The following is a 24,146-nucleotide window of genomic DNA, read 5'->3' on the forward strand; positions in this document are numbered from 1 at the left end:
ATGTATGTCTTTTGAAACAACAAAAGAATTGGCTAATGGTTCTATCATTCCTCGCTTAGGTTTAGGCGTTTGGAAGGTAGAAGATGGGAAAGAAGCAGTAAATTCTGTAAAATGGGCGCTTGAAACAGGATATCGTTTGATCGACACTGCTGCAGCTTATAAAAACGAAGAAGGCGTAGGAGAAGGGATTCGTCAGTCTGGAGTTCCTAGAGAAGAGATTTTTGTTACAACTAAATTATGGAATGCGGACCAAGGATATGAGTCAGCTCTTAAAGCCTTTGATAAGAGCTTAGAGAAACTAGGGTTAGACTATGTTGACTTATATTTGATTCACTGGCCAGTTGAAGGGAAATATAAAGATTCTTGGCGGGCGATGGAAGAGATTTATCATAGTGGCCGAGCAAAAGCAATCGGTGTTTCTAATTTCCACGAACATCACCTTGAGGATCTCCTGAAAGACGCAACGGTAAAACCTGTTGTCGATCAAGTTGAAATACACCCAACATTAACACAAGAGCCTTTACGTCGTTTCTTAGCTGAGCATAATATTGCTGCAGAAGCGTGGTCACCTTTAGGTCAAGGGAAAATCCTTGAAAATCCTGTCTTGATTGAAATTGGGAAAACACATAATAAAACTGCTGCACAAGTTATCATTCGCTGGCATTTACAAAATGATATTATTGTTATTCCAAAATCAGTGCATGAGGATCGAATCAAACAAAACTTCGATGTTTTTGATTTTGAATTAAGTAAGGATGAAATGGAACGAATCGATCAGTTGAATACAAATGAACGTATTGGTCCAGATCCTGACAATTTTGATTTTTAGTTAGCGAAAATAAAGATAGCAAAATAAAAAGTACGGGACAAAACGAATGCTAAGTTTTGTCCCGTACTTTTATTTTTGTGATAATGGCTAAAGATCATTGACGAAATAGTCGAACAGTTTGAACTCGTTTCTTTCAGCTTCAAATCGTAATTCAGGATGCCACTGAACACCTAAAATACGTTTTACAGGATCGATTGACTCAATGCCTTCTATCAGTCCGTCAGTAGAAGTAGCACTGACCTTTAATGTATCAGCTAATGTGTGAATGGCTTGATGATGGTAAGAATTGACCCGAGCTTTTGCACCGAAAAGTTGATAGAGAGCGCTATCTTTTTCTATGTTTACATCATGCGTCGCGAACTGTGGTTGTGTTGGCTGTTGAACATGCTTGACTTTCCAATCTGCATATAATGAGAGATCTTGGTACAATGTTCCGCCTAAAGCGACATTGAGTAATTGCATACCGCGGCAAACAGCAAAGATTGGTTTTTGTTGTTTGAGTGCTTCCTCGATCAATGCAAGTTCAAAAAGATCACGGTTTCGATTCGTTTCTTCAAGCTTTGGGTGAGGTTCTTCTCCAAATAAATCTGGAGATATATCTTGTCCGCCAGCTAACAATAATTTGTCGATTTTTTCAATATATGCTTTCGCTGCTTCTTTTGATCCGATCGGTAATACTAAAGGTAATCCGTTCGCTTGCTGAACAGCCGTTACAAATCCTTGTGGAGTATACGTTACGTGATTTCCGTGAAAAACATCAACGTGTTGAATAATTTGGTTAGCAGCAATACCTATTATTTGTTGCATATAAACACATCCTTTATTATCATGTAGCAATAGTTTATCATTCTTTCTCAAAAAAAGAATAGAAATAGCTTTAGGAGACATCAATAAAAAAATACCCAAGACAAAACTAAAAAACGGTTTTGTCTTAGATACTAACTCTTAATAAATGAGGGCCAAAAGTCAGATTCTTCGGCAACTTCGCAAAAAAGGACCGATTGTTCGAAGTGACTTTTATCTCCTCTTCTTTAGTGATTAACGAGCACGAATGACTTCGATTTTATATCCATCGGGATCAGTAATAAAGTAATACGATGGCGGAGTACCAGGTAAACCTTTCATGTCAGTAACATTAAAACCAGCTTCTTTTTGTTCTTCGTGAAGTTTCTCGATTTCGTCTGTACTAATAGCGATATGACCATAGCCATCACCTAAATCATATGCTTCATGATCGTAATTATATGTTAGCTCAAGTTCGTATCCGTCGCCAGGAAGTGTTAGATAGACTAATGTAAATTTATGTTCTGGAAAATCACGACGGCGACTTTCTTCAAAATTGAAAGCTTTTTGGTAAAATTCTAGAGATGCTTCTAAATCTTTGACACGTACACAAGTATGGGCCATTTTCATATGAGGTATCATCCTTTCAAATATAAATCTATCGTAGAAAAATCTACTGACAATCTTATAGTAGCACAAATATTCCTCGATTTGTGATTGAAAAGTTTAGATAATACTTGTTCATTAGAAAATTCTCATGTAAAATTGACTTAAACGAAAAGGGAGTTGTTTGTATGGAAACACCGTCGTTCGGTGAAAAATCGGAAAAATTGGTCTATAAAAAAAGGTTAGGTGCTTATATTATTATTTCCAGAAAAAACAATAGTGAGATTGTTTTAATCCAAGCACCAAATGGGGCCTATTTTTTACCAGGCGGAGAAATTGAAAAAGGAGAAACTAAAGAAGAAGCTATAGATCGTGAAATGATTGAAGAATTAGGTATTGAAGTAGCTATCGGCTCTTATTTGGGGCAAGCGGACGAATATTTCCACTCAAGACATCGCAGTACCGATTATTATAATCCTGGGTACTTTTTCGTTGCAGATGCTTGGAAACAAATTTGTGAACCTTTAGAAAAAACAAATGGAATTGAATGGGTCAGCGTAGAAGAGGGGGTCTCTCTGTTGAAGCGCGGCAGTCATAAATGGGCAGTAAAAAAATGGCAAGCGAGTTTATTACACTAAGAGATCGAAATAGATAGGTTCCACTGATGACTCATTTTTAAAAGGAGCAGGGCATAACTCATAGAGTTATGTGCCTGCTCCTTGTTTGTTACAAATATTTTAATAAAACTTCAGCAACACCGTCTTCATCATTACTGCTGGTTTGAATATCTGCTGCCTGTTTCACACTCTCAGTCGCATTACCCATTGCTACACCGATTCCGGCATATTCGATCATAGATAAGTCATTTTCGTTATCTCCGATAGCCATAACTTCTGATTGTTGGATTCCTAAATGATCAGCTAATTTTGCTAGTGCATTTCCTTTACTTGCTTCTTTGTTTAAAATCTCATAATAAAAATCTGTGCTTTTAACTGTTGTATATTTATTAGAGAATTCTTCCGGCAACTGGCTGATTGCTTTATCCAAAATCTCCGGCTCGTCGATCATCATCATTTTGATGATCGACAAATCAGGTGTCATTTCCTCAACAGTACGATACTTTAAAGGCATGTCCACTAAATAAGCTTCGTGAACAGTGTATTTCCCGATATCACGATTTGCAGTATAGATTGCCTTGTCATCGATCGTATGCAGATGAGTACCAACTTTGCGAGACATCAATTCGATTTCTAAAAAGTCATCATAACTTAAAGAATATTCAGAAATGATTTTATTTGTTTTGGTAGCTTGAACTAAAGAGCCATTATAAGTGATAACATAATCATTATCACCATATAAATCCAATTCAGTTAACTGATCTTTCACTCCAGGTAATGGACGACCAGTACAAAGAACAATGTAAATACCTTTTTCATTGGCCTTTTGAAGTGTCTCTTTCACTTTCGGTGTGATCTTTCTGTTTGAATCAAGTAGTGTTCCATCGATATCTATTGCTACTAATTTGACTGACATAACTTCCTCCTGTATCTCTCTTTTTAATTATTGTTTTCCTTCGACTAATGCACCGTTATGAATGTAGGCTGCAAATTCACGATACGTATCATCGAATAAATCAAAATGTTGCTGTCTTTTTGGGTCGATCATTTCCTTTGGAAAGAAAAAGCGTTCATCGATTTGGGTCTGACCAGCTAAAGCAGCAACTAAATGACTAACTTTAGATAACTCGACCAGAGTACCATCTTTTTGCATAATCTCGATTTGGGTACGATGACTATGTTTTTCCGGCCGATAAAAATCATATGGAAGGTCATAGCTCGAATTGATCGCTGTATAATATTGAGGATTGTAACCAACTTTTTCGATCAATGCCTTTAAATGCCTGATTGTGACAGAATCACGATTGCCTGAAAAAGTAGCTGATTTGAGTGGTCTACGAATCAAAAATCGATTTGCTAAATCTGTCAGAATAGGATCTGGCAATGACGTCCACTGAGTAAAGTAAGTATTCAAAACACCGTCATCCAATTTCAAATAATCCTGCAATGAATAATTTCCTTTAAAGAAAGGAACCAATAACTGAGAATGAAGCTGGTAATCTTCTGGTGCTTCTTCATATAGCTCTTTTGCGCGATTAAGCAGATGGTCTAAAATCACTTCCATACCACGTGAAACAGGGTGGAAGTAGACTTGCACATACATCTGATAACGACTGACGATATAGTCTTCGACAGCATGCATACCATTCATTGCAAAGGCCAAGCCATTTTTATATGGACGAATCACGCGTAAAATTCTGGTTAAGTCAAATGTACCATATTCTGTTCCAGTAAAATAGGCATCCCGAAGAAGATAATCCATTCGATCAGCATCGATCTGACTCGAAATCATTTGAACGACCTGCGGGTTAGGATAGGTTTTCTTGATAACATTAGCTACCTTATCCGGAAAATCAGCCGACACGCGATTTAATATCTGGAAAACTTCTGTTTCAGGTGAGGTAATGATCTCTACGGTGATTGCTTCATGATCCGTTTTAAAAATGTGCTCAAACGTATGAGAATAGGGACCATGACCGACATCATGCAACAAAGCAGCACAAAGTGCCACTAATCGTTCATTATCATCCCAACCTTCTTCACCTAAATATTCTGCAGAGTAATTTCGCTGGAAAATATCACAAATTCTGCGTGTGATCTCATAGACGCCCAATGAATGAGCAAAACGACTATGCTCTGCACCATGAAAAGTAAAAGAGGACGTGCCGAGCTGCTTGATCCGACGTAGTCGTTGAACTTCTGCAGAATTGATCAAATCAAGGATTACCTGATGTTGCACGTGGATATAATTATGAACAGGGTCACGAAAGACTTTTTCTATCGGTAAAATTTGGTGTTTATATGGGGTTGGCATCTGTTCACTCCTTTAGTGAGGATGGGACAAAAGTATCAGGATCCGAAAACCAAGTCCTTCAATTCTTAGTATCTTTGATATTTAGAGATTGATGTGATCGGAACAAAGTGAAGTAGGTACTATGCAACACAGTTTATCTACTTTTGTTTCCACCTTTTTTAAGTTTCAGAGTGCAAAATAAAGCTGATTTTTTTGCTTTATCTCACGCTGAAAATTATTTTTGAAAAAATTAATCTAATAGTTGATTACGCTGCTTCATTTTTTCGAGTTGTTTATTTGTTTCAGTGATAAACCATTCTGATCGAAGTAACGTAGAAAGAGCTTGGTCATTTACTGTAAATTCATTTTTTGATGCTAATGTATCAAGCAGCCTTTGTTTGACGTCACCAACAGAGAGTCTGGTCTGAAGTAAGTCTTCCAAATTTGCCATGACAGCCGGATTGACAGGTGGGTAACCATTTTTGCCGAAATCTATCCCTAAGCTTGCTTTGTAAAAATCACGGACACTCTCACTACGCTTTTGTTGATCTCCGCTTACGCTTAAATAAATCATAACAGAAATACCATCTTTGACGCGGCGTTGAGCAATTCCTGCAAATTTTTTCCCATCAATGCTTAAATCAAAAGTGCCTGGACAGTAAGATTCTGTCACTTCAAAAGCATTGATTTTATGCGTAGAATCTTCAAACGTAAGCTTTATCAATTCCCACATCAGCGTGTACCCCTGATCGATACTCAGCTTTTTATCAGCAGTATTTGGTAAAATCAGTGAGATGTTCAAGACGCCCTCATCTGCAATCACGCCCAATCCGCCTGCATTACGAACAACAGGATGATAGCCAGACTTTTCTAAAGAGGTCAGACCAGCTGAAAGGTCACTGACACGAGTGTCTTTCATTCCAAGGATCATCGCTTGATCTAACTGCCAAAAATGGATGATCGGCTGTTGGTGGCTACCTGTATATGTCGTCAGAACATCAGTTAGGGCAAAAGGCAAAAAATAATCTTTTTGAGTCAAACACTGCTGATCATACAAAAAGATAGAATCGAAGTGGGCTAAACGTTCTAAACTATTCATCTGCATCGTCATCCTGCTTCACCCGAGAAACATAATCTTTTACTTCTTTATTCATCTGGTTATATTCATTTGTAAACCGCATTAGCTTGCTGATGATACGCATAGGCATCGTTGCAAGAAATTTACTGAAATCTTGACGGGCTTCTTCTGATAAGCGACCGGGTTTTGAAACTAAGCGTTCGTATAAGTAGTGATAAAATTGATTCATCGCATCAATGTCAATACTCATCTGGTTATGGCATTCAACGCATTCGATGCTGGAAATGATTTCATTCATATACTGAATATCATGTAGTGTTTCTTTTTGACAATGCATACAAAAGAGCATTGCTTTTTCATCGTGAAATAACATCTTTATCCACCTCCATTATCTATTATATACGATTTAAGCGAAAAATCATGCTTCATTGCGGATAAATAATAACTAAAGTTGAAAAATCTTAAAGAAATCAAAAAAAGATGGAGAAAATCTTGCTATTGGAGCAGGAAAACTATAATATATTTACATATGATCACAAGATGAACAATTGTAAAGGAGCAAGTGCATGAATCCGAAAATACGCATGACCGAAAAGAATGGTCGACTTGATAATGTTTCTGCATTAAGAAAAATGTGGGAGATTCGAATATTCGAAGAAATGATCCAGCAACTTTTTGATGAGGGAGAGCTGCATGGCACAATGCATCTATGTATAGGACAAGAAGCAACAGCGGTCGGTGGAGCCGGCATTCTTGATCAAAGTGACTGGATTGTGTCTACACATAGAAACCATGGGCATTGTATTGCAAAAGGAACAGACATCCGTGCAATGTTTGCTGAAATGTTAGGGAAAAAAACAGGAACGAATGAAGGAAAGGGCGGTAGTATGCATATTGCTGATCTGGATGTTGGTAATCTAGGTTCGAATGGGATCGTGGGCGCTGGTTTTCCGATTGCAGCTGGAGCAGCTCTTAGTGCCCAAATGCAAGGGTCAAACCAAGTAGTGTTATGCTATGCTGGCGATGGAGCCACCAATGAAGGCAGCTTTCATGAAGCATTGAATTTAGCGTCTATTTGGCAATTGCCGGTGATATATTTTATCGAAAACAATCAATATGGAATGAGCAGCTCGATCGAGCAGATGGTCAATATCGACCAGCTGTCTGAACGTGGAAAAAGCTATGGTATCGAAGGGATTACAATCGATGGTAATGATTTGGATGAAGTTGCTCAAACGGTTGCTAAAGCCGTTGAAAAGGCAAGAAATGGTGGCGGCCCTACACTTATTGAAGCATTGACTTATCGGCATAAGGGCCACTCAAAATCGGATAAACTAATGTATCGATCAGAAGCAGAATGCCGTCAATGGCAAAAATATAATGACCCAATCGTTCGGCTGGAAACCAAATTGATCCAACAAGATCAGATGACTCCAGAAGATATTCGTTTACTGGAAGAGTCGATCCGAAATGAGTTTTCAAGTCTTGTTGCTTCTGTCAAACAAGATGAAGAACCCAAAATCAATGATCTTTGGACACATGTCTATGCGGAGGAGAATAAATGAGAACGATCACTTACTTACAAGCAGTCAATGAAGCTCTTGACGAAGCTTTAGCTCAAGATGAACGTGTGTTTCTTTTGGGAGAGGATATTGGGATTTATGGTGGTGGTTTTGGTGCAACTCAAGGCTTGCAGGAAAAATATGGTGTACAACGGGTTCGTGATACGCCTATCTCTGAAAGTGCGATTGCAGGAGCAGCTGTAGGGGCAGCTATGACAGGGATGCGTCCAATAATGGAGTTACAGTTTTCAGATTTCATCACTGTGGCTATGGATCAATTAGTCAATCAGGCTGCAAAAATCCATTATATGTATGGCGGGAAAGCAAATGTTCCTTTGGTGATGCGAACGGCAGCTGGATCGGGAACGGGTGCGGGCGCTCAACATTCGCAAAGTTTGGAGAATTGGATGGCGCATATTCCTGGTTTGAAAGTTGTACAGCCGTCAAATGCATATGATGCAAAAGGTTTGCTGCATGCGGCAATCAAAGATAATAATCCTGTCATGTTTTATGAACACAAATTACTATATAAGACAAGCGGAGCTGTTCCAGAAAAAGCGTATGATTTACCGCTTGGTGTAGCAGATATAAAATTGACGGGATCAGATATTACGATCATAGCGACTGGGATTATGGTCAACAAAGCGTTACAGGCAGCAGCAATGGTCAAAGAAAAAGGCATTTCGGTCGAAGTAGTCGATCCGAGAACTTTAGTACCGTTAGATGAACAAACATTGATTCAGTCTGTTGCAAAAACCAAACGAGTGATCGTAGCTACTGAAGCTGTTAAAAATAGTGGATTTAGTGCGGAGTTGACTGCGGTTATCGCGGAATCTGATTTGGCAACAAAATTAGCTGCACCGATTATACGTTTAGGTGGAGAATTTGTTCCAATGCCGGCTCAAAAATCACTCGAAGCACAAGCAACACCTCAAGTTGATTCGCTCGTTCAGGCAATCGAGCAATCGATGTCTTATAAAGAGGATCAAGCATGAAGATCAGTGAAAATCGAAGAAAAATGTTGAAGATCGTAACAATGTATTACGAACAAGGCCTGACACAAGCAGTTATCGCCAAAAAAATGGGTATTTCTCGTCCAGTGGTCTCTAAAATCCTCCAACAAGCGAAAGATAGTGGCATCGTATCTATTTCAATCAAAGATGAATCAGCTTATGTGGTAGAATTAGGATTGCGCTTGGAGAAAAAATTTCAATTGCGAGACGTCCTTGTTATTCCTGCAAATGAACAAAAAAGACCCGAAGCGATCAAAAGAGAAGTCAGCAGTGCCGCTTCGATGTACCTTAAAGAACATTTGACACCGGATATGTCTGTTGGGTTATCGTGGGGAACGACCTTAGCGGATATGATCGATGAAATGCCTTATTGCTCTTTTCCTACGATCAAAGTTTGTCCTCTAGTCGGAGGGGTTTCAAGTGAGCATTTGTATTTTGATACGAACCATTTAGTTTTTCGTTTAGCGGAAAAATTGAATAGCCGCTGTCAGTATTTTTATGCGCCTGCACTTGCGGAAAGCATCGAACTGGCTGACATCTTAAACAAGACTGATCTAGTCAAAACCGCGATGGATCAAGCAAAACATGTAGATCTAGCAATTATTGGTGTTGGAAATCCGAACGAAAGCTCTACTTGGAAAAGATTAGGGTATATTGGCGTTGAGGAAGCACATATGATCGAACAAACCGCAGTTAAGGGAGATGCAGTAGCGTCACTATTTGACAAATATGGCCAAACAGTCAACAATGAAATAAGCAAACGAATGCTTGGAATCAAGATAGAAGATCTTGCTGAGATGCCAGAAGTTATGGTGATTGCCATTGGTGAGGAAAAAGCAGAAAGTATTTTGCCGTTACTGATCGGTAAACGCTGTACAATACTGGTGATCGATCAGACAATTGCAGAAGCATTGCTATGAACGATGCACTCTAGGTTTGAACTAAAAAACAACGGTTTTTATTATCTAGTTTCATGAGCTGATTTTTCGAGAAAAAGATAAAATCTCAAAGTGGTAAAGAGCACCACCTTTCGATTTTCCTATTTTCTGTCAAAATTGAACGAGCTCATTCCACTTTTACTATCTAGTTTCGTGAGCTAACTTTTCGAGAAAAAGACAAAATCATAACGTGGTATAAAGTACCATATTTGATTTTCTTATTTTCTATCAAAGTCAAATGAGCTCATTCTACTTTAAAATTAAGGAGTGTGTCATTATGGATTTATCACAAGGAACACCAGTGTCGATTCAATTGAAAACAATTGTCGATCAAGAGGGAGAGAAGAAGAATTTTTATTTTGATTTAGAAGGTCAAATCGTCAAAATTGGCGATACACTTTATATTCGTTATAAAGAAGAGCAAGAAGAGGGGGAACCTGTACCTGTTACGATCAAGGTCGAGCCTGATGGGAAAATTCAGCTGATCCGCGCAGGAGGATTACGGATGCGTTTGAAATTTGCTTACCAAGAGCGTTTAGATACTAGTTACAGAACTCCTTATGGACTATTCCAAATCACGACGTTCACGCGCAATCTACGCTTTAGTTTGAAAGATCAGCCGGTAGCAGGAAGCATTCTAATCGACTATGATTTGTACTCTCAAGCAGAAAAAATCGGCGAATATCATTTAGAATTAGAATTTACTGCGTAATTATGTAAGAATCAATTGATTTTTTCTTCATGTTTTTGTATGATAAAGAGTAGACTGTGAAAGGACGTGTACCGTTTGGAAATTAATGTATTTGACGGGTTGAACAAAGATGAACTATCCATGATCGAAGTTGCGCACGCAATTTTAGAACAACGTGAAGATGTGATGGATTTCTCTGATTTAGTAAACCAAATTCAAAATTATCTTGGAAAATCTGACAGCGAAATTCGTGACTCTTTAGCACAATTTTATACTGACTTAAATATTGATGGCAGTTTTATCTCTCTAGGAGATAACCGTTGGGGCTTGCGCTCATGGTATCCAATCGATTCTATCGACGAAGAAGTAACACATGGTTTAGAAGATGATGAAGAAGATAAACCACGCCGTAGAAAACGTAAGAAAGTCAATGCCTTTATCATTGATGCCAATGATGAAGACGTGATCGACTACAACGATGATGATCCGGAAGATGCAGAATTAACGGATGAAGACGAAGACGATATTCTTTATGATGATGATGACGATGAGGATGAAGAAATCAAAGCATACAACTCTGATCTTCAAGAAATCGGTGCAGATTCAGATGATGAAGAAGAAGAGCTTCCTGGCATTGAAGAAGACTTGACTATTATTGATGAAGACGATGTAGATGACGACTTTGACGATGAAGACGAGTATGCCGACGAAGAAGAAGAGTAAACTGATTTCAGCGAATGTTTTTACATATAAACATTCGCTGATTTTTTTATTTTTCTGAATGGAAAATTTTTTTGATCACTTTTTTGAAAAAAAGGAAACAAATTGATTGACAAATGGTCTATATCTTTGTAAACTATCACTGTTAACAAAACGAATAGCGTTTTCATGTGACTGGATAATACTAGGCATGGAAGAATTTCTTTAAAATATGATATACTCATATTTTGACGGGATTGTTCTATGCTTTTTTTGTTGCTCCGGCACGTGAATGCGGACGATCTACTTCTGCAGAAGAGGAATGTTTATGAAAATCAAAAAGGTGCTTAATCAAAATGCAGTACTTGTTGAAGATGTCGGGCAGGAAAAAGTAGCTGTTGGCAAAGGAGTGGGCTTTAACAAGAAGAAAAATGACTTGTTATTCCCGCAACAGGTGGAGCGGATGTTTGTGATGGAACCAGACGGTGTAAAAAAACTGCAAGTTCTATTGTCACAAATCGACGAAAAGTATTTCTTTGTAACAGAAGAAATCATTGCACATGCTGAGATGGTTTTAGGTGAAAAACTAAATGAGCATATCAATATCGGGCTAAGTGATCATATTGCCTTTGCGGCTGAAAATATTCAAAACAATATCATTGTGCGCAACAAACTTTTAAATGAGATCGAAATTCTTTATAGTGAAGAATTTTCAATTGCACAATGGGCTGTTGAATATTTAACACAGACATTGGAAATCCCATTTAGCTATGATGAGGCGGGTTATATTGCTATCCACATTCATAGTGCTCGCAGTGGGCGGACGGATAATAGTAAAAGTATCCGTGAAGTCACAATCGTTTCAGAAATCATTCATTTAATCGAGCAAGAATTAGAGATCAATATTCATGATGAAAAGATGAGCCTAAGTTATTCTAGGTTAGTCAATCATTTGCGCTTGTTTATTCACCGTTTTCAGCAAAATCAATATGCAGTACTGGATGATGAAATTTTAGATGTGGTCCGCAAGAAATATGCGGAGAGCTATGAAATCTCTAAAAAAGTCCAGGTTTTGTTAATGAGGAACTTTCATTATCAGGTTCCAAACGAAGAATTAGGTTATCTAGCGATTCATATCGAACGCTTGAGGATGACCAAATAAAAGAATAAGGGGAGAAACAAAAATGAAAGCATACATGCAAAGAATGGGACGTTCATTGATGCTTCCTGTAGCCGTATTACCGGCAGCAGCGATTTTGATGGGGATTGGTTACTGGATCGATCCAAACGTAATGACTGGATTAGGCGATCCGAATTTCTTATCTGTTTTCTTAGTGAAAGCAGGGGGCGCGATCATTGATAACTTACCAGTATTATTTGCGGTTGGTTTGGCATTAGGTATGTCTAAAGATAAAGACGGTGCAGCAGCCCTTAGTGGACTAGTAGCGTTCTTAGTTGTAACAACATTACTTTCAAGTGCAGCAGTTGGTGCGATGAAAGGAATTCCAGTTGAGCAAGTCGATCCTGCATTTGCGAAAATCGGTAATGCCTTTATCGGTATTTTATCAGGTTTGATCGCAGCTGCGATGTACAATCGTTTCAGCCAAGTGAAATTGCCAATGGCTTTATCATTCTTTAGTGGGAAACGATTAGTACCGATCATGACTGCTTTAGCAATGTTAGTTGCTTCAGGCGTATTGTTCTTTGTTTGGCCAGTTGTCTTTTCTGGCTTAGTAACTTTTGGTGAATCTATCTCTAAATTGGGTGCTGTAGGTGCTGGTCTTTACGGATTCTTTAACCGTTTATTGATTCCGACAGGTTTACACCACGCTTTAAACTCAGTATTCTGGTTCGACGTAGCTGGTATCAACGATATCGGAAACTTCTTGTCAGGTGCTGGTGAAAAAGGTGTCACTGGTATGTATCAAGCTGGGTTCTTCCCAATGATGATGTTTGGTTTACCAGCTGGAGCATACGCAATCTATCGTAACGCTCGTCCTGAAAAGAAAAAAGCAACTGCTTCATTGATGATCGCAGCAGCTTTTGCTTCATTCTTCACAGGTATCACTGAACCATTAGAATTTTCATTCATGTTCGTAGCATGGCCATTATATGTATTACATGCTATTTTGACAGGTATTTCATTATTCATCTCAGCAATTTTCCACTGGACAGCAGGTTTTGCATTTAGTGCTGGACTAGTCGACTTTGTGTTAAGCTTACGTAATCCAATCGCGAACCAACCGTACATGTTGATCGTTCAAGGATTGGTAATGGCTGTTCTTTACTTCGTAGTATTCGACTTTGCAATCAAGAAATTCAACTTGATGACACCAGGTCGCGAAGAAGGTGAAGGCGAAGAAACACCAGATGTTGCAACAAATGGAGATAATAAATTCGCTGTATTAGCAAGCAGAATTTATCAAGGTCTTGGCGGAGATGCAAATGTTACTTCTATTGACAACTGTACGACTCGTTTGCGTTTAACAGTGGCTGATACAAGTAAAGTTGATCAAGGAAAAATCAAAGCAACTGGCGTTCCAGGTGTGAAAGTCATTGATGATACAAATATTCAAGTAATCGTTGGGACAGAGGTTCAATTCGTTGCAGACGAAATGAATAAAATCCGTAATGGAGCTGCTCCAATTTCAGGTGAACTTGTAAAAAAGCCTGAAGTGAAAGAAGAAGTAGCAACACCTGCCGCAACAACAAAAGAAACTGAGTTGTTTGCAGTAGCGAACGGGAAAGTTATCCCGATTTCTGAAGTACAAGATGATGTTTTCTCAGCAAAAATGATGGGTGATGGATTTGCAGTCATTCCAACAGATGGTGAAGTAACAACACCAGTTGCTGGTAAAATCACTAGTATTTTCCCAACTAAACATGCCTTAGGAATCCAGACTGATTCAGGTATCGAAGTACTATTACACATGGGCTTAGATACAGTTGAACTAAAAGGTGCACCATTTACGCTTCATGTTGAAGAAGGTCAAGTAGTAAAACATGGCGATAAGATCGCTACGATTGATCTAGCTGCGCTTGAAGCGGCAGGTAAAAAATCAGATTTGATCGTTGTATTTACGAATCAAGATATTGTTGATAACTATGATCTAGCTAAATCAGGTCAAGAAACTTCAGCCAATGATACAATTGGTAAAGTAACAGTAAAATAATAGCCGTTATTTACAGCTGAACAAAGATAGAGCCGTCGTGATTCTATCTCGTTCAGCTGTTTTTTTAAACCCTCGTTTTATTTTTAATGTTTTTGTTCTCTTGCTTTATTTTTTTTCTATGCTATGGTTAATGTGTAATTGTTTTTAGGAGGAGATTATCTTGCGCGAATAAGGCTGGACACAAAGAAGTGCCAGTTGATGATCCTATGGTTTCTTTGTGTCATATTGATTGAATATGATGAAGAAAAGGGAGATAGATCAATGATTATTGTTAAAGGAAAGAATTCAAGAAAAATCGAGAAAGTCTGGGATTTAGTCAAGAGAGAGCACACTGGTAAGAAAGTTGCGGTTGTCGGATATTCTGGAGAGATTCCTTATAATTTTATTCGAGCAAAACAAATGCCGGCCTATGAAACGATGACAAGACATAATACGCTTAACGACTTAAAACGTTTTTTAAACGACACTAAAAATAGATTTGAAGCAATTATTCTTTATATTGATTGTGACACTCATATGATCGATCAAATTAAAGAGATGACAAGATCTTATCAAGAGAAATTTATTTTGACGGTTTATGATGAAAAGGAAATCGAGCAAGTCGTTGATAGAATTTAAGGTGGGAAAAATATGAAGGAAAATACAGAACGGTTGTTGGGACTGATCGAAAAATTTCAAACAGAGGAGCTTTCCCTGGATGATGCAATAGAGTTACGTCGCTTATCGGCTGAATTTGCAAATGTATGCGGCGAAAACGTCGAACGTAAGATGGATCAATTTTATAACAAGTAATGTATTAAAAGGATGGTGCTTAAAACCATCCTTTTTTCTTTCTGTTTCACCACTTACAATTAGTAAGCATATAAGTTGTACTTTTTTTAAATAGGTATATAATAGCATTACAAAGGTCAATAAAGGTCAATTAAAAATCTTTTTATTGATCCTTTGAAGAAAATAGGAGGTTTGTAAATTATGGCAAAACAACATTATGACAGAAGTAAACCCCATGTAAATATCGGCACGATCGGTCATGTCGATCATGGGAAAACAACATTGACTGCTGCGATCACTACAGTATTAGGAAAAAAAGGCCTAGCAAACCCGCAGGACTATGCTAGTATTGATGCAGCACCAGAAGAAAGAGAACGTGGGATCACAATCAACACCGCCCATGTGGAATACGAAACAGACGCTCGTCACTATGCTCATATCGATGCTCCGGGACATGCGGATTACGTGAAAAATATGATCACAGGTGCAGCTCAAATGGATGGTGCGATTTTAGTCGTTTCAGCAACTGATGGTCCAATGCCGCAAACAAGAGAGCATATTTTATTGTCTCGTCAAGTCGGTGTTAAATATCTGATCGTCTTTCTTAATAAAACAGATTTAGTAGATGATGAAGAGTTGATCGATTTAGTTGAGATGGAAGTTCGTGAATTACTTAATGAGTACAATTTCCCAGGCGATGATACACCGATCATCAAAGGCTCTGCATTAAAAGCACTTCAAGGAGATCCAGAAGCAGAAGCTGCCATCATGGAGTTGATGGATACTGTTGATTCATATATTCCTACACCTGAAAGGGATACAGATAAACCGTTATTACTACCTGTAGAAGATGTCTTTTCAATTACAGGACGAGGAACTGTTGCTTCTGGTCGTATTGACCGAGGAAAAGTGAGCGTTGGTGACGAAATTGAAATCGTAGGGATTAAACCAGAAACACAAAAAGCTGTGGTAACTGGAATCGAAATGTTCAGAAAAACATTGGATTATGGTGAAGCAGGAGATAATGTTGGTGTACTTTTACGTGGAATCACTCGTGATGAAATCGAACGTGGACAAGTAATTGCTAAACCGGGTTCCATTACTCCACATACAAAATTCAATGCAGAAGTCTATGTTCTTACAAAAGAAGAAGGTGGACGTCATACACCATTCTTTACAAATTATCGTCCACAATTTTATTTCCGAACAACTGATGTAACGGGAGTTGTTGAACTCCCTGAAAATGTTGAAATGGTTATGCCGGGTGACAATGTGACGATCGATGTTGAATTGATCCATCCAATTGCTGTTGAAAAAGGAACGACCTTTTCAATTCGTGAAGGCGGACGTACAGTCGGTTCCGGGATTGTGACAGAAATAGAAAAATAGAAAAAAGTCGTACTAAGCGTGTATGTCAAAAAAATCTGTTTTGACGTATACGCTTTTTTATTATATGATATGGACTAAAAAAGGGAGCGTTCGTTAATGGAGTGTTTGGTTTTGAGGGTAGATGCATTTACTAAGGTCATTGGACAAGGGAATCCAGCAGGTGTTGTCTTAAACGGTGATCAGTATAGTACAAAAGAGATGCAGGAAATTGCGAAAAAAGTCGGCTTTAATGAAACAGTTTTTTGTTGTTCGAGTGATCATGCGGATATCAAATTACGATATTTTACACCAGGACACGAAACACCATTATGTGGCCATGCGACGATGGGGAGTATTTTTGCTTTATATCATGGAAAAGGAAATCAAAAGCGAGTCATTGAAACGAAAGCGGGGCTTCTTTCGGTCGATTATAATGATGAACAATGTGAAATCACGATGACTCAAGCGGAACCAAAGTTTATCGACTTTACGGGAGATAAAAAAGCGCTTTGTCGGAGTTTAGGGATCGAAAAGACAGATCTTGATCCAAGTTTACCGATTCAATATGGGAATACAGGCTCATGGACCTTGCTAGTTCCGGTTAAAAATGAAACAGTTTTGGACAAAATGTCAGCAGATACACAATGTTTTCCTGAGCTGTTGACTGAGATACCAAAAGCTTCTGTTCATCCCTTTGCAGTGCTTTCAAAAGAAGCTGCTATGATGACTGCAAGGCATTTTTCATCTCCATTTTCAGGAACGAAAGAAGATTCTGTTACTGGTACCGCTTCTGGTGTGATGGGAGCTTATGCTTTAAATCATATTTATCTTGATGATCAGAGAAAAGAAATCACTGTTTTCCAAGGGAAACATGTAAACAGATCAGGACAGGTTTTAGTTGATGTGATCAGAGGGGAAAAGGCAGCTCATTCGGTCAGAATAACTGGTACAGCCTGTTTGAACGAAGAGATAAAGATAACATTAGATGAGTAAAAAACGAGACAAAACTGAAAATCAGTTTTGTCTCGTTTTTTTCTAAATCATGATCAATGATGGTCTAAAAGTAGATTATTCAGTAATTCTGTAACGATTTGTACCAATTACAGCCTACTTCTTAACGTTGAGATCTATTTCTAAGAATACGGCGAATCCCGTGAACATTTTTTTGCTTTTCAATAGGTGCGTTGTCAATGATCAATAGTGCGATCATAACATAGGCGATAAAACTTTCTCTGGAATAAAGGGTATAACGTGAAACCCAGGCAGTTGCATATTTTTCTTTATAATCCCGTAATCCTTGAAAAGAATAAAAGCGAGAGCCAAATTCATAAACAAGATAAGCGATCCGTTCTTGGATAAAGCTTTTTCTCGATGTTCCTACATTCGATAAGGGAGCCATTCCTAAATTGAAGTAAGCTAAGCCTTCTTCTTGCATATGTTGGAATAAGGAGATAAAAAGATAGTCCATTACGCCAGAGGGAGCTTCCTTGCTGTATCTCATTAAATCGATCGTTCCTTCTTCTTTTGTGTAAGTCGGCATGATATTTGCAAATGCAATGATTTTTCCTGATTGATTTTTCGCTACAGCGATTTGGCTGCGAGCTAGGTAATATTCATTGAAAAAACCGAGAGAAAATCCTTTTTCTTTGCGGCTGCCGAGCCACTCATCTGAAACTTGTTTTAGCTCTGATACTAACTCATCTGAAAAAGGAGGGGACAGAACCTCGAAAGAATAGTTCTCTTTAGTGAAACGATTCATAACAGCCCGCTCACTTTTCATTTTTTTGCCAGATAAAGTAAAGCTTGGTAAATCGACATGAGCCTCTTCGCCCATTTTAATGAAATCATAGCCAAACTCGTGTAAAAACATTACACATTCTTCTGAAACTTCATAGAAAACAGGTAAATATCCCCAACGATCAGCTTCGTTGATGAACTGTTCGATCGCATCAGAAAAATCTTCTTTATTTCCGGAAGGATCTCCCATAACGATGCATTTGTTGTTGATCGTTTTAAATTGTATCAAGACAGTATCTTCCTGAGCACTATTTTGATAAATATACATATCTTTGTCACCAAGAAAAACCAATTGACTGTCAGTATTTCCTCCATAATTCAGCAAAAGTGATAATGCCCGTTCGTCATCTAGCGGCATACCGATTTTATAGCGTTTGCCTTCGAGATAACGAATGAATAAGTAGCTGACTAAAGTGACCAGTAAAATACCAATAAGACCAGATAACCAAATTTTCTCAGACGGGAATAAGAAAAAGGAAATAAATTTGTGCTTGTGGTGAGGGAAGGCCGGCAAGTTATAGACACCGATCACGATATATAAGATTGTCAGCGTTAGAAAAATCACGCCATCGACTGTGATCATCTCCCAAGAATACACAAGTTGTTCTCTAAATAATTGTCGCTTGGAAAAGACAATGATAAGTAAAAGTAAACTTAGAAATAAAATCACTCCCCAGCTAAAATCTTTCATAAAGGTATAACCAAGTGTAATGACGATCAATCCGATTGTGGGAAAATATGCTCGTTTCACACGAGCCGCGATGCCTCTACCAGTAATCAAGAGCAAAAAGCCTAGTAAAATTGCTGGAATTTGTGTAATAATCCGAAAAGAAAGTGGATTTAGCTGTTTGAGCCAAGTCAACTCTATAAAAGCTTCAGGAATCGTAGCTGATAAAACAATCATAATTCCAGAAAAATACATTAGGAAAACAACAAATTTATGTGCTATTTCAGTTGAAAGCTCTCTGGGAATACCAGAATATCTTTTATTTAAGGAATAACTCAAATTATTCATGAAGAAAATCACACCGATCAGAAACGGTATAATATAGTAAAAGAGTCGATAAAGTAGGATCCAAGCAACAACAACCTCACGAGAGATACCGAGTGCAGACAATCCGAGGATCATCAATAAGTCGAAACTACCAAGTTCCCCAGGAATCATCGAAACGATTCCGATAACAGAAGCAGCAATAAACAATGGGATGATTTGTAATGGATTCATTTTGACACCCATCAGCATGCCGATCAACAAGAAGCTGCCTAAAACGCCTGTCCATTCCATGAAAGAGGTCAAGATCAAACCAGCACGTGTTTTTCTATCGATATCCCCAATATAATTGTCTTTCTTGAAAAAACTAACAAGTAGTACGATCGGAAAATATAGACTGCCGCCAATTAACCAAACCCAGTATTGTTGGATATAGTCATTTGTATGCCCTAGTGTTACTAATAAAAATGAAATAAGACTATAGATTGAAAGACCGGACATCAAAAATAGTAAAATCTTCGAAAGTGCCTGAACAACTCTTTTACCATCTTTTTCTTTACCGTAGAATTCAGAGCGTAGTCCGATACTGATCAATCCGCCGAAGCCTGCAATATTATTGATCGTATTGATCATCCAGCTGCTTTCAAATAGAAATCTTTTCTTGGGATGTTGTCCTAGTATTTTGTTGAGGATTACATCATAATTAAGCATCGGCAGCACAGAGACTAATCCAATAAGTAGCATCAAAGCAATTTTCCAAAGAGGAATATCTTGAAAAACGATACCTAATTGATTGAATGAGATCGTTTTACTGATCGTAAGAAGTTCACGCAAGATGATAATAATAACTGAAAAAATAAAGATTATTTTAAAATAACTGATTCGTTCCTTGAACCATTGCAGCATTTTTTTCACTAAATACACCTACTTTTCTAATAAAAATGAGAGCACTTCTTGATTAAATAACTCAGGATTCTTTCTTGCAAAAGAGTGTCCTTGTCTGGGGACTAAAACAAATGAAGCCTTCGGAATATTTTTTGCCAGATACATCGAATGGGCACGTTTGATCACATCGTGTTTTCCGACAATAACTAATGTCTTAGCTCTAAATTGGCTTAAATCAGTTGTTGAGACATCGATATCTTTTCGCATCAACTGAATAACTGGCAAATATCTTTTTGCTGTTTCACTAATCAATGCAGCTAGGCGAACTAACAGATATTCTAGTTCCGTTAATCCTCTAAAAAAAAGTTTGACTCCTGAAACGGTTGTATTACCAGCGTTTAATACAAGGCGATGAACAGCTTTGGGGTACTTTTTAGTGAAGACCATTGCAACATTCGCACCATCGCTGAAACCGACAAAATCAGCTTGCCGAATATCCTCCTGCTTCATGATCAAATGTAAATCTTCTGCCATTTGGTTAAATGACAAGGTAGTACTTTGATTCGTAGAACGCCCATGTCCGCGGCTGTCTACGGTGATCACTTTAAAATGTTGACTGAATTCAGGTAACTGTTTTTCGAAATATTTTCCGCTTCCGCTATTGCCATGAAGAAGAAATAAAGGGAAGCCGGTGCCGCAAATTTCGTAATAGATTTGACTGTGATCAGCTGCTGATAACACTCTTTTTTCTCGTTTCATTTTATTCCCACCTGTCGTTCTTAGTATATCGGTTTTTGACTTGTTTTCAAACCGAAAAGATATTTATTTAGGAACCTTTTATTAAAGAATAATAAAGAATTCAGCATTTATTTAGATTTTTTTTTTAGAATAACGTATGATAAGTAATACCTTAAAAAAGTTTGGATGATATGATGGGCAAATTAGCGAGATTATTTAAAAGATCACTATTATTAATATTATTACTATTGATTATTGTAGCGGGTTATCTTGGCTACGACATTCGTAAAAATGTCAAACATGTGATGACATTTGAGGCAGAGGTCGAGGAAGCTGTGAAGGAGAACCATATTCCTGAATATAAGAATGTGATTTTAGCAATTATTTATACAGAATCAAAAGGTAGAGCAGACGACCTGATGCAAAGTAGTGAGAGTGTTTATGGTCAAAGACATATGATCGGAACGACCAAAGAGAGTATTGACGCAGGTGTCGCTTACTTAGCTCAATCAGTTGAAAAGGCTGAAGCAGCTGGTTGTGATCAGTGGACTGCGGTGCAGGCTTATAATTTTGGATTGGATTATATTGAATTTGTTAAAGAACGCGGAGGCAAAAATACCGTTCGTTTAGCTGAAGAGTATTCAAGAGATGTTTTGGCGCCTTTATTAGGAAATGACGAGCAAAAAATGTATCGTTATTATCGGCCGCAGGCAGTTTTTCATAACGGTGGTTTTTTATATCGTAATGGTGGAAACATGTTTTATGCAGATATTGTCAAGATGAACATGCAATTTATCAAATGGCTCAAATAAGTAACTACATAATCCTTGAGAATGATCGTTTGTTGAAATTATACGAATTCTCAAGGATTTTCTTGAAGTTCTTTCTATTAACAAGTAAACTAAAGAATGTGTATCTTTAACAAGGAGAAAGTAGGGAAGCTAATTCATGGCAAATAATTTTGATATAAAACAGGGTCTGACTCAATCGGAGGTAGAAGAGAGAAAGAGGCAAGGCCTACAAAATGATTACGAAGAAAATGTTGCAAAATCAACGAAAGACATTATTTACGACAATGTAATGACCTTGTTCAACTTTTTGAACTTTGCCATTGCCGTCTGTTTATTTTTTGTTGGGGCTTATTCTAATCTAGCCTTTCTAGCAATTATTTTAGTCAATATGGGTATGGGGATCTATCAGGAGATTCATGCCAGAAATTTAGTCCAAAAGTTATCGATCGTCGCCAAAGAAAGCGTACATGTCGTACGTGATGGAAAAGAGGTCGAGATCGATACCAAAGAATTAGTCATGGACGATATCGTTGTGATTGCAGCAGGTGAACAGGTTCCTTCTGATTTAGAAGTAATTGAAGGAAAAGCAGAGGCAAATGAAGCCCTGCTGACGGGTGAATCTGATTTGATCGAAAAAGTGAGTGGAGATATCCTACTTTCCGGCAGTTTTTTAGCGAGTGGACAAGTCTATGCCAAAGTCATCCATGTCGGAGCTGAAAACTATGCGGTCAAAATTACAGCGGAAGCAAAGGTCCATAAACCAATTCAATCAGAGCTAGTAAACTCGATTCGAAAAGTATCGAAATTTACCAGTTTAGTGATCATTCCATTGGGTGTCATTTTATTTTTAGAAGGATTTTTGATCAGAGATGCAGGTCTAAAAGGGTCTGTCGTCGCTTCAGCAGCTGCTTTGTTAGGGATGCTGCCAAAAGGATTGGTTTTACTGATTAGTATCGCGTTGACAACAGGTGTTGCCAAGCTAGCTAAAAAACGAATTTTAGTTCAAGATATGTATTCTATCGAAACATTGGCACATGTCGATACACTATGTCTAGATAAGACAGGAACGATCACCGAAGGAAAAATGAAAGTCCAAAAAGTAACAGTGCTTCATGCTGAATATCACGAGAACTTTCCACAGATTATAGGAAGTTATCTAGCTGAAAGTACAGATAATAATATTACGATGCAAGCGATTCGAGATCATTTTGACTTATCAAATCGTTATGGTGCAGAACAAACTTTACCATTTTCTTCTGAGAGAAAATGGGGAGCGATCGATTTTACCGAGCTTGGGACTGTGTACCTTGGAGCGCCTGAAAAATTATTTTCAGCTGAACGGCTACCTAAAGAAGTTTTAGATGCTCAGGAAAATGGCTATCGTGTGCTGATGTTGGGGATTGCTGAACACATTCGTTTGGATGAGCAAACGATGCCGCACCTAGAGCCTTTAGCTGTGTTAGAAATCGATGATCCGATTCGCCAAAATGCAAATGAGACACTAGCTTATTTACGTGAAGAAGGCATTGATTTAAAAGTCATTTCCGGAGATAATCCAGTAACGGTATCGAATATCGCTCGCCGAGCAGGTTTGTTCGGTTATGAGTCATATATCGATTTATCAACTTTAGACACAGAAGAACAGGTTCGTAAAGCAGTACATGAGTATACTGTTTTTGGTCGAGTGACACCACAGCAAAAACGAATCATCGTTCGTGAACTAAAAGATAATGACCATGTTGTCGCGATGACTGGTGATGGAGTAAATGACGTTTTAGCTTTGCGTGAAGCAGACTGCAGTATTGCAATGGCAGAAGGAGACGGCGCAACAAGACAGATTTCTAATTTGGTTTTACTGGATTCAGATTTTACGACCTTGCCGGATGTTTTATTTGAAGGGCGTCGTGTGGTCAACAATGTCACAAAAGTTGCTAGTATCTTTTTCATTAAAACGATCTATTCATTCATTTTATCCATGATCTGTATGTTCACTGCAATCGCATTCCCATTTATACCGATCCAGATTACGTTGATCGATTTGGCTATTGAAGGCTATCCAGCTTTCTTCCTGTCATTCGAAAGTGATAAGCGGAAGGTTAAAGGGAAGTTCTTACCTACGGCTTTGAGAAATGCTTCTGTAAATGCCGTATTAGTTGTGTTAAACATCGTTGCTGTTTACCTGATTGCTCAGGGACGAGGGTTTAGCCAAATGGAAACAACGACTCTAATGTATTATCTATTGATCGGGATCAGTTGTATGGCTGTTGTTAGAGCGTGTCTGCCGTTTAATCCATTACGGATTTTCCTTGCGGTAACAACCATCGGCGGTATTTATGTTGCAGCGATGCTGTTCCACCATATTTTAGAAGTCGGCTTTTTAACTAGCCAAACGTTACCGATCTTCGCTGTGATGATGGTGATAAATATTGTCGTAAGAATCATCATCGGATTTTATCAAATGAAACGCGCAGGTAAAACAATCAAGGAGCTTTAAAAGTGAGTGAAAAATAAGGAGGGGAAATG

At 38.1% G+C, this 24,146-nt stretch carries 23 protein-coding genes; 15 read left to right on the plus strand and 8 right to left on the minus strand.

Translation table 11 applies throughout. The annotated features are described in order from the left end of the window. The first annotated feature begins 4 nt into the window (after nt 1-4). On the plus strand, nt 5-829 hold the full coding sequence (locus IGI58_RS15940) for an aldo/keto reductase (RefSeq protein ID WP_225533912.1): 825 nt from the start codon (nt 5-7) through the stop codon (nt 827-829). A gap of 87 nt (nt 830-916) precedes the next feature. On the opposite strand, the gene IGI58_RS15945 is transcribed toward IGI58_RS15940, so the two are convergent. Together IGI58_RS15945 and gloA are read right to left on the minus strand one after the other, a co-directional pair. Next, on the minus strand, nt 917-1,636 hold the full coding sequence (locus tag IGI58_RS15945; protein WP_429952612.1) for a gamma-glutamyl-gamma-aminobutyrate hydrolase family protein: 720 nt from the start codon (nt 1,634-1,636) through the stop codon (nt 917-919). Nucleotides 1,637-1,867: 231 nt separating this feature from the next. Then, a complete protein-coding gene (gene gloA / locus IGI58_RS15950; protein ID WP_087640150.1) occupies nt 1,868-2,242 on the minus strand; it encodes a lactoylglutathione lyase in 375 nt (124 codons plus the stop codon). A 164-nt stretch (nt 2,243-2,406) separates the two neighbouring features. Here gloA and IGI58_RS15955 point away from each other — a divergent pair, with 164 nt between their 5' ends. Beyond that, on the plus strand, nt 2,407-2,856 hold the full coding sequence (locus IGI58_RS15955) for an NUDIX hydrolase (RefSeq protein ID WP_225533914.1): 450 nt from the start codon (nt 2,407-2,409) through the stop codon (nt 2,854-2,856). A gap of 88 nt (nt 2,857-2,944) precedes the next feature. On the opposite strand, the gene yidA is transcribed toward IGI58_RS15955, so the two are convergent. From yidA to IGI58_RS15975, 4 genes are all read right to left on the minus strand, one after another. Continuing rightward, nucleotides 2,945-3,751 carry a sugar-phosphatase gene (gene yidA, locus IGI58_RS15960; protein WP_087640148.1) on the minus strand — a complete coding sequence of 269 codons (807 nt, stop codon included), beginning with the start codon at nt 3,749-3,751 and terminating at the stop codon, nt 2,945-2,947. A 27-nt stretch (nt 3,752-3,778) separates the two neighbouring features. Then, nucleotides 3,779-5,149, minus strand: coding sequence for an HD domain-containing protein (locus IGI58_RS15965; protein ID WP_087640147.1), 1,371 nt, complete (start codon nt 5,147-5,149; stop codon nt 3,779-3,781). Nucleotides 5,150-5,378: 229 nt separating this feature from the next. Next, complete coding sequence (locus tag IGI58_RS15970; protein ID WP_429952611.1) at nt 5,379-6,227, minus strand: lipoate--protein ligase family protein; 849 nt, start codon at nt 6,225-6,227, stop codon at nt 5,379-5,381. Further along, nucleotides 6,220-6,579: a hypothetical protein gene (locus tag IGI58_RS15975; protein ID WP_429952610.1), complete on the minus strand. Its 360-nt coding sequence runs from the start codon at nt 6,577-6,579 to the stop codon at nt 6,220-6,222. The genes IGI58_RS15970 and IGI58_RS15975 overlap by 8 nt, the downstream gene beginning before the upstream one ends. Before the next feature lie 193 nt (nt 6,580-6,772). Here IGI58_RS15975 and IGI58_RS15980 point away from each other — a divergent pair, with 193 nt between their 5' ends. The 11 genes from IGI58_RS15980 (at nt 6,773) to IGI58_RS16030 (ending at nt 17,414) form a co-directional block, all read left to right on the plus strand. Beyond that, nucleotides 6,773-7,771: a thiamine pyrophosphate-dependent dehydrogenase E1 component subunit alpha gene (locus IGI58_RS15980; RefSeq protein ID WP_429952608.1), complete on the plus strand. Its 999-nt coding sequence runs from the start codon at nt 6,773-6,775 to the stop codon at nt 7,769-7,771. Then, the gene (locus IGI58_RS15985; protein ID WP_429952607.1) at nt 7,768-8,763 is read left to right on the plus strand and encodes an alpha-ketoacid dehydrogenase subunit beta; all 996 of its coding nucleotides are present in this window, start codon (nt 7,768-7,770) and stop codon (nt 8,761-8,763) included. Before IGI58_RS15980 ends, IGI58_RS15985 begins: the two co-directional genes overlap by 4 nt. After that, nucleotides 8,760-9,701: a sugar-binding transcriptional regulator gene (locus IGI58_RS15990; RefSeq protein ID WP_429952606.1), complete on the plus strand. Its 942-nt coding sequence runs from the start codon at nt 8,760-8,762 to the stop codon at nt 9,699-9,701. The genes IGI58_RS15985 and IGI58_RS15990 overlap by 4 nt, the downstream gene beginning before the upstream one ends. Nucleotides 9,702-9,996: 295 nt before the next feature. After that, nucleotides 9,997-10,431, plus strand: coding sequence for a DUF1934 domain-containing protein (locus tag IGI58_RS15995; RefSeq protein WP_087640141.1), 435 nt, complete (start codon nt 9,997-9,999; stop codon nt 10,429-10,431). Between the two features lie 75 nt (nt 10,432-10,506). Continuing rightward, nucleotides 10,507-11,133, plus strand: a complete 627-nt coding sequence (gene rpoE / locus IGI58_RS16000) for a DNA-directed RNA polymerase subunit delta (RefSeq protein WP_242585281.1) — start codon at nt 10,507-10,509, stop codon at nt 11,131-11,133. A 304-nt stretch (nt 11,134-11,437) separates the two neighbouring features. Next, the gene (locus tag IGI58_RS16005) at nt 11,438-12,271 is read left to right on the plus strand and encodes a PRD domain-containing protein (protein WP_429952605.1); all 834 of its coding nucleotides are present in this window, start codon (nt 11,438-11,440) and stop codon (nt 12,269-12,271) included. A gap of 22 nt (nt 12,272-12,293) precedes the next feature. Further along, the gene (gene nagE / locus IGI58_RS16010) at nt 12,294-14,282 is read left to right on the plus strand and encodes an N-acetylglucosamine-specific PTS transporter subunit IIBC (RefSeq protein ID WP_429952604.1); all 1,989 of its coding nucleotides are present in this window, start codon (nt 12,294-12,296) and stop codon (nt 14,280-14,282) included. 261 nt (nt 14,283-14,543) lie between these two features. After that, nucleotides 14,544-14,900 carry a hypothetical protein gene (locus tag IGI58_RS16015; protein WP_087640425.1) on the plus strand — a complete coding sequence of 119 codons (357 nt, stop codon included), beginning with the start codon at nt 14,544-14,546 and terminating at the stop codon, nt 14,898-14,900. A 12-nt stretch (nt 14,901-14,912) separates the two neighbouring features. Further along, nucleotides 14,913-15,074, plus strand: a complete 162-nt coding sequence (locus IGI58_RS16020) for a hypothetical protein (protein ID WP_225533923.1) — start codon at nt 14,913-14,915, stop codon at nt 15,072-15,074. A gap of 180 nt (nt 15,075-15,254) precedes the next feature. Next, a complete protein-coding gene (gene tuf, locus IGI58_RS16025; RefSeq protein ID WP_225533924.1) occupies nt 15,255-16,442 on the plus strand; it encodes an elongation factor Tu in 1,188 nt (395 codons plus the stop codon). A gap of 96 nt (nt 16,443-16,538) precedes the next feature. Further along, a complete protein-coding gene (locus IGI58_RS16030) occupies nt 16,539-17,414 on the plus strand; it encodes a PhzF family phenazine biosynthesis isomerase (protein ID WP_429952603.1) in 876 nt (291 codons plus the stop codon). Between the two features lie 121 nt (nt 17,415-17,535). Here IGI58_RS16030 and mprF read toward each other — a convergent pair whose 3' ends face one another. Both mprF and IGI58_RS16040 read right to left on the minus strand, forming a co-directional pair. Next, nucleotides 17,536-20,115 (minus strand): bifunctional lysylphosphatidylglycerol flippase/synthetase MprF, encoded by a 2,580-nt coding sequence (gene mprF, locus IGI58_RS16035; RefSeq protein WP_429955267.1) that lies wholly within the window; start codon nt 20,113-20,115, stop codon nt 17,536-17,538. Between the two features lie 18 nt (nt 20,116-20,133). Continuing rightward, nucleotides 20,134-20,853, minus strand: coding sequence for an alpha/beta fold hydrolase (locus IGI58_RS16040; protein WP_429952602.1), 720 nt, complete (start codon nt 20,851-20,853; stop codon nt 20,134-20,136). A gap of 173 nt (nt 20,854-21,026) precedes the next feature. Here IGI58_RS16040 and IGI58_RS16045 point away from each other — a divergent pair, with 173 nt between their 5' ends. Continuing rightward, nucleotides 21,027-21,644: a lysozyme family protein gene (locus IGI58_RS16045; RefSeq protein ID WP_429952601.1), complete on the plus strand. Its 618-nt coding sequence runs from the start codon at nt 21,027-21,029 to the stop codon at nt 21,642-21,644. Nucleotides 21,645-21,780: 136 nt separating this feature from the next. Then, a complete protein-coding gene (locus tag IGI58_RS16050) occupies nt 21,781-24,117 on the plus strand; it encodes a cation-translocating P-type ATPase (RefSeq protein ID WP_429952600.1) in 2,337 nt (778 codons plus the stop codon). The last annotated feature ends 29 nt before the right edge of the window (nt 24,118-24,146 follow it).

The sequence above is a fragment of the Enterococcus sp. AZ020 genome (assembly GCF_050499205.1).
GTDB classification, from domain to species: Bacteria; Bacillota; Bacilli; order Lactobacillales; family Enterococcaceae; genus Enterococcus_L; species Enterococcus_L dunnyi.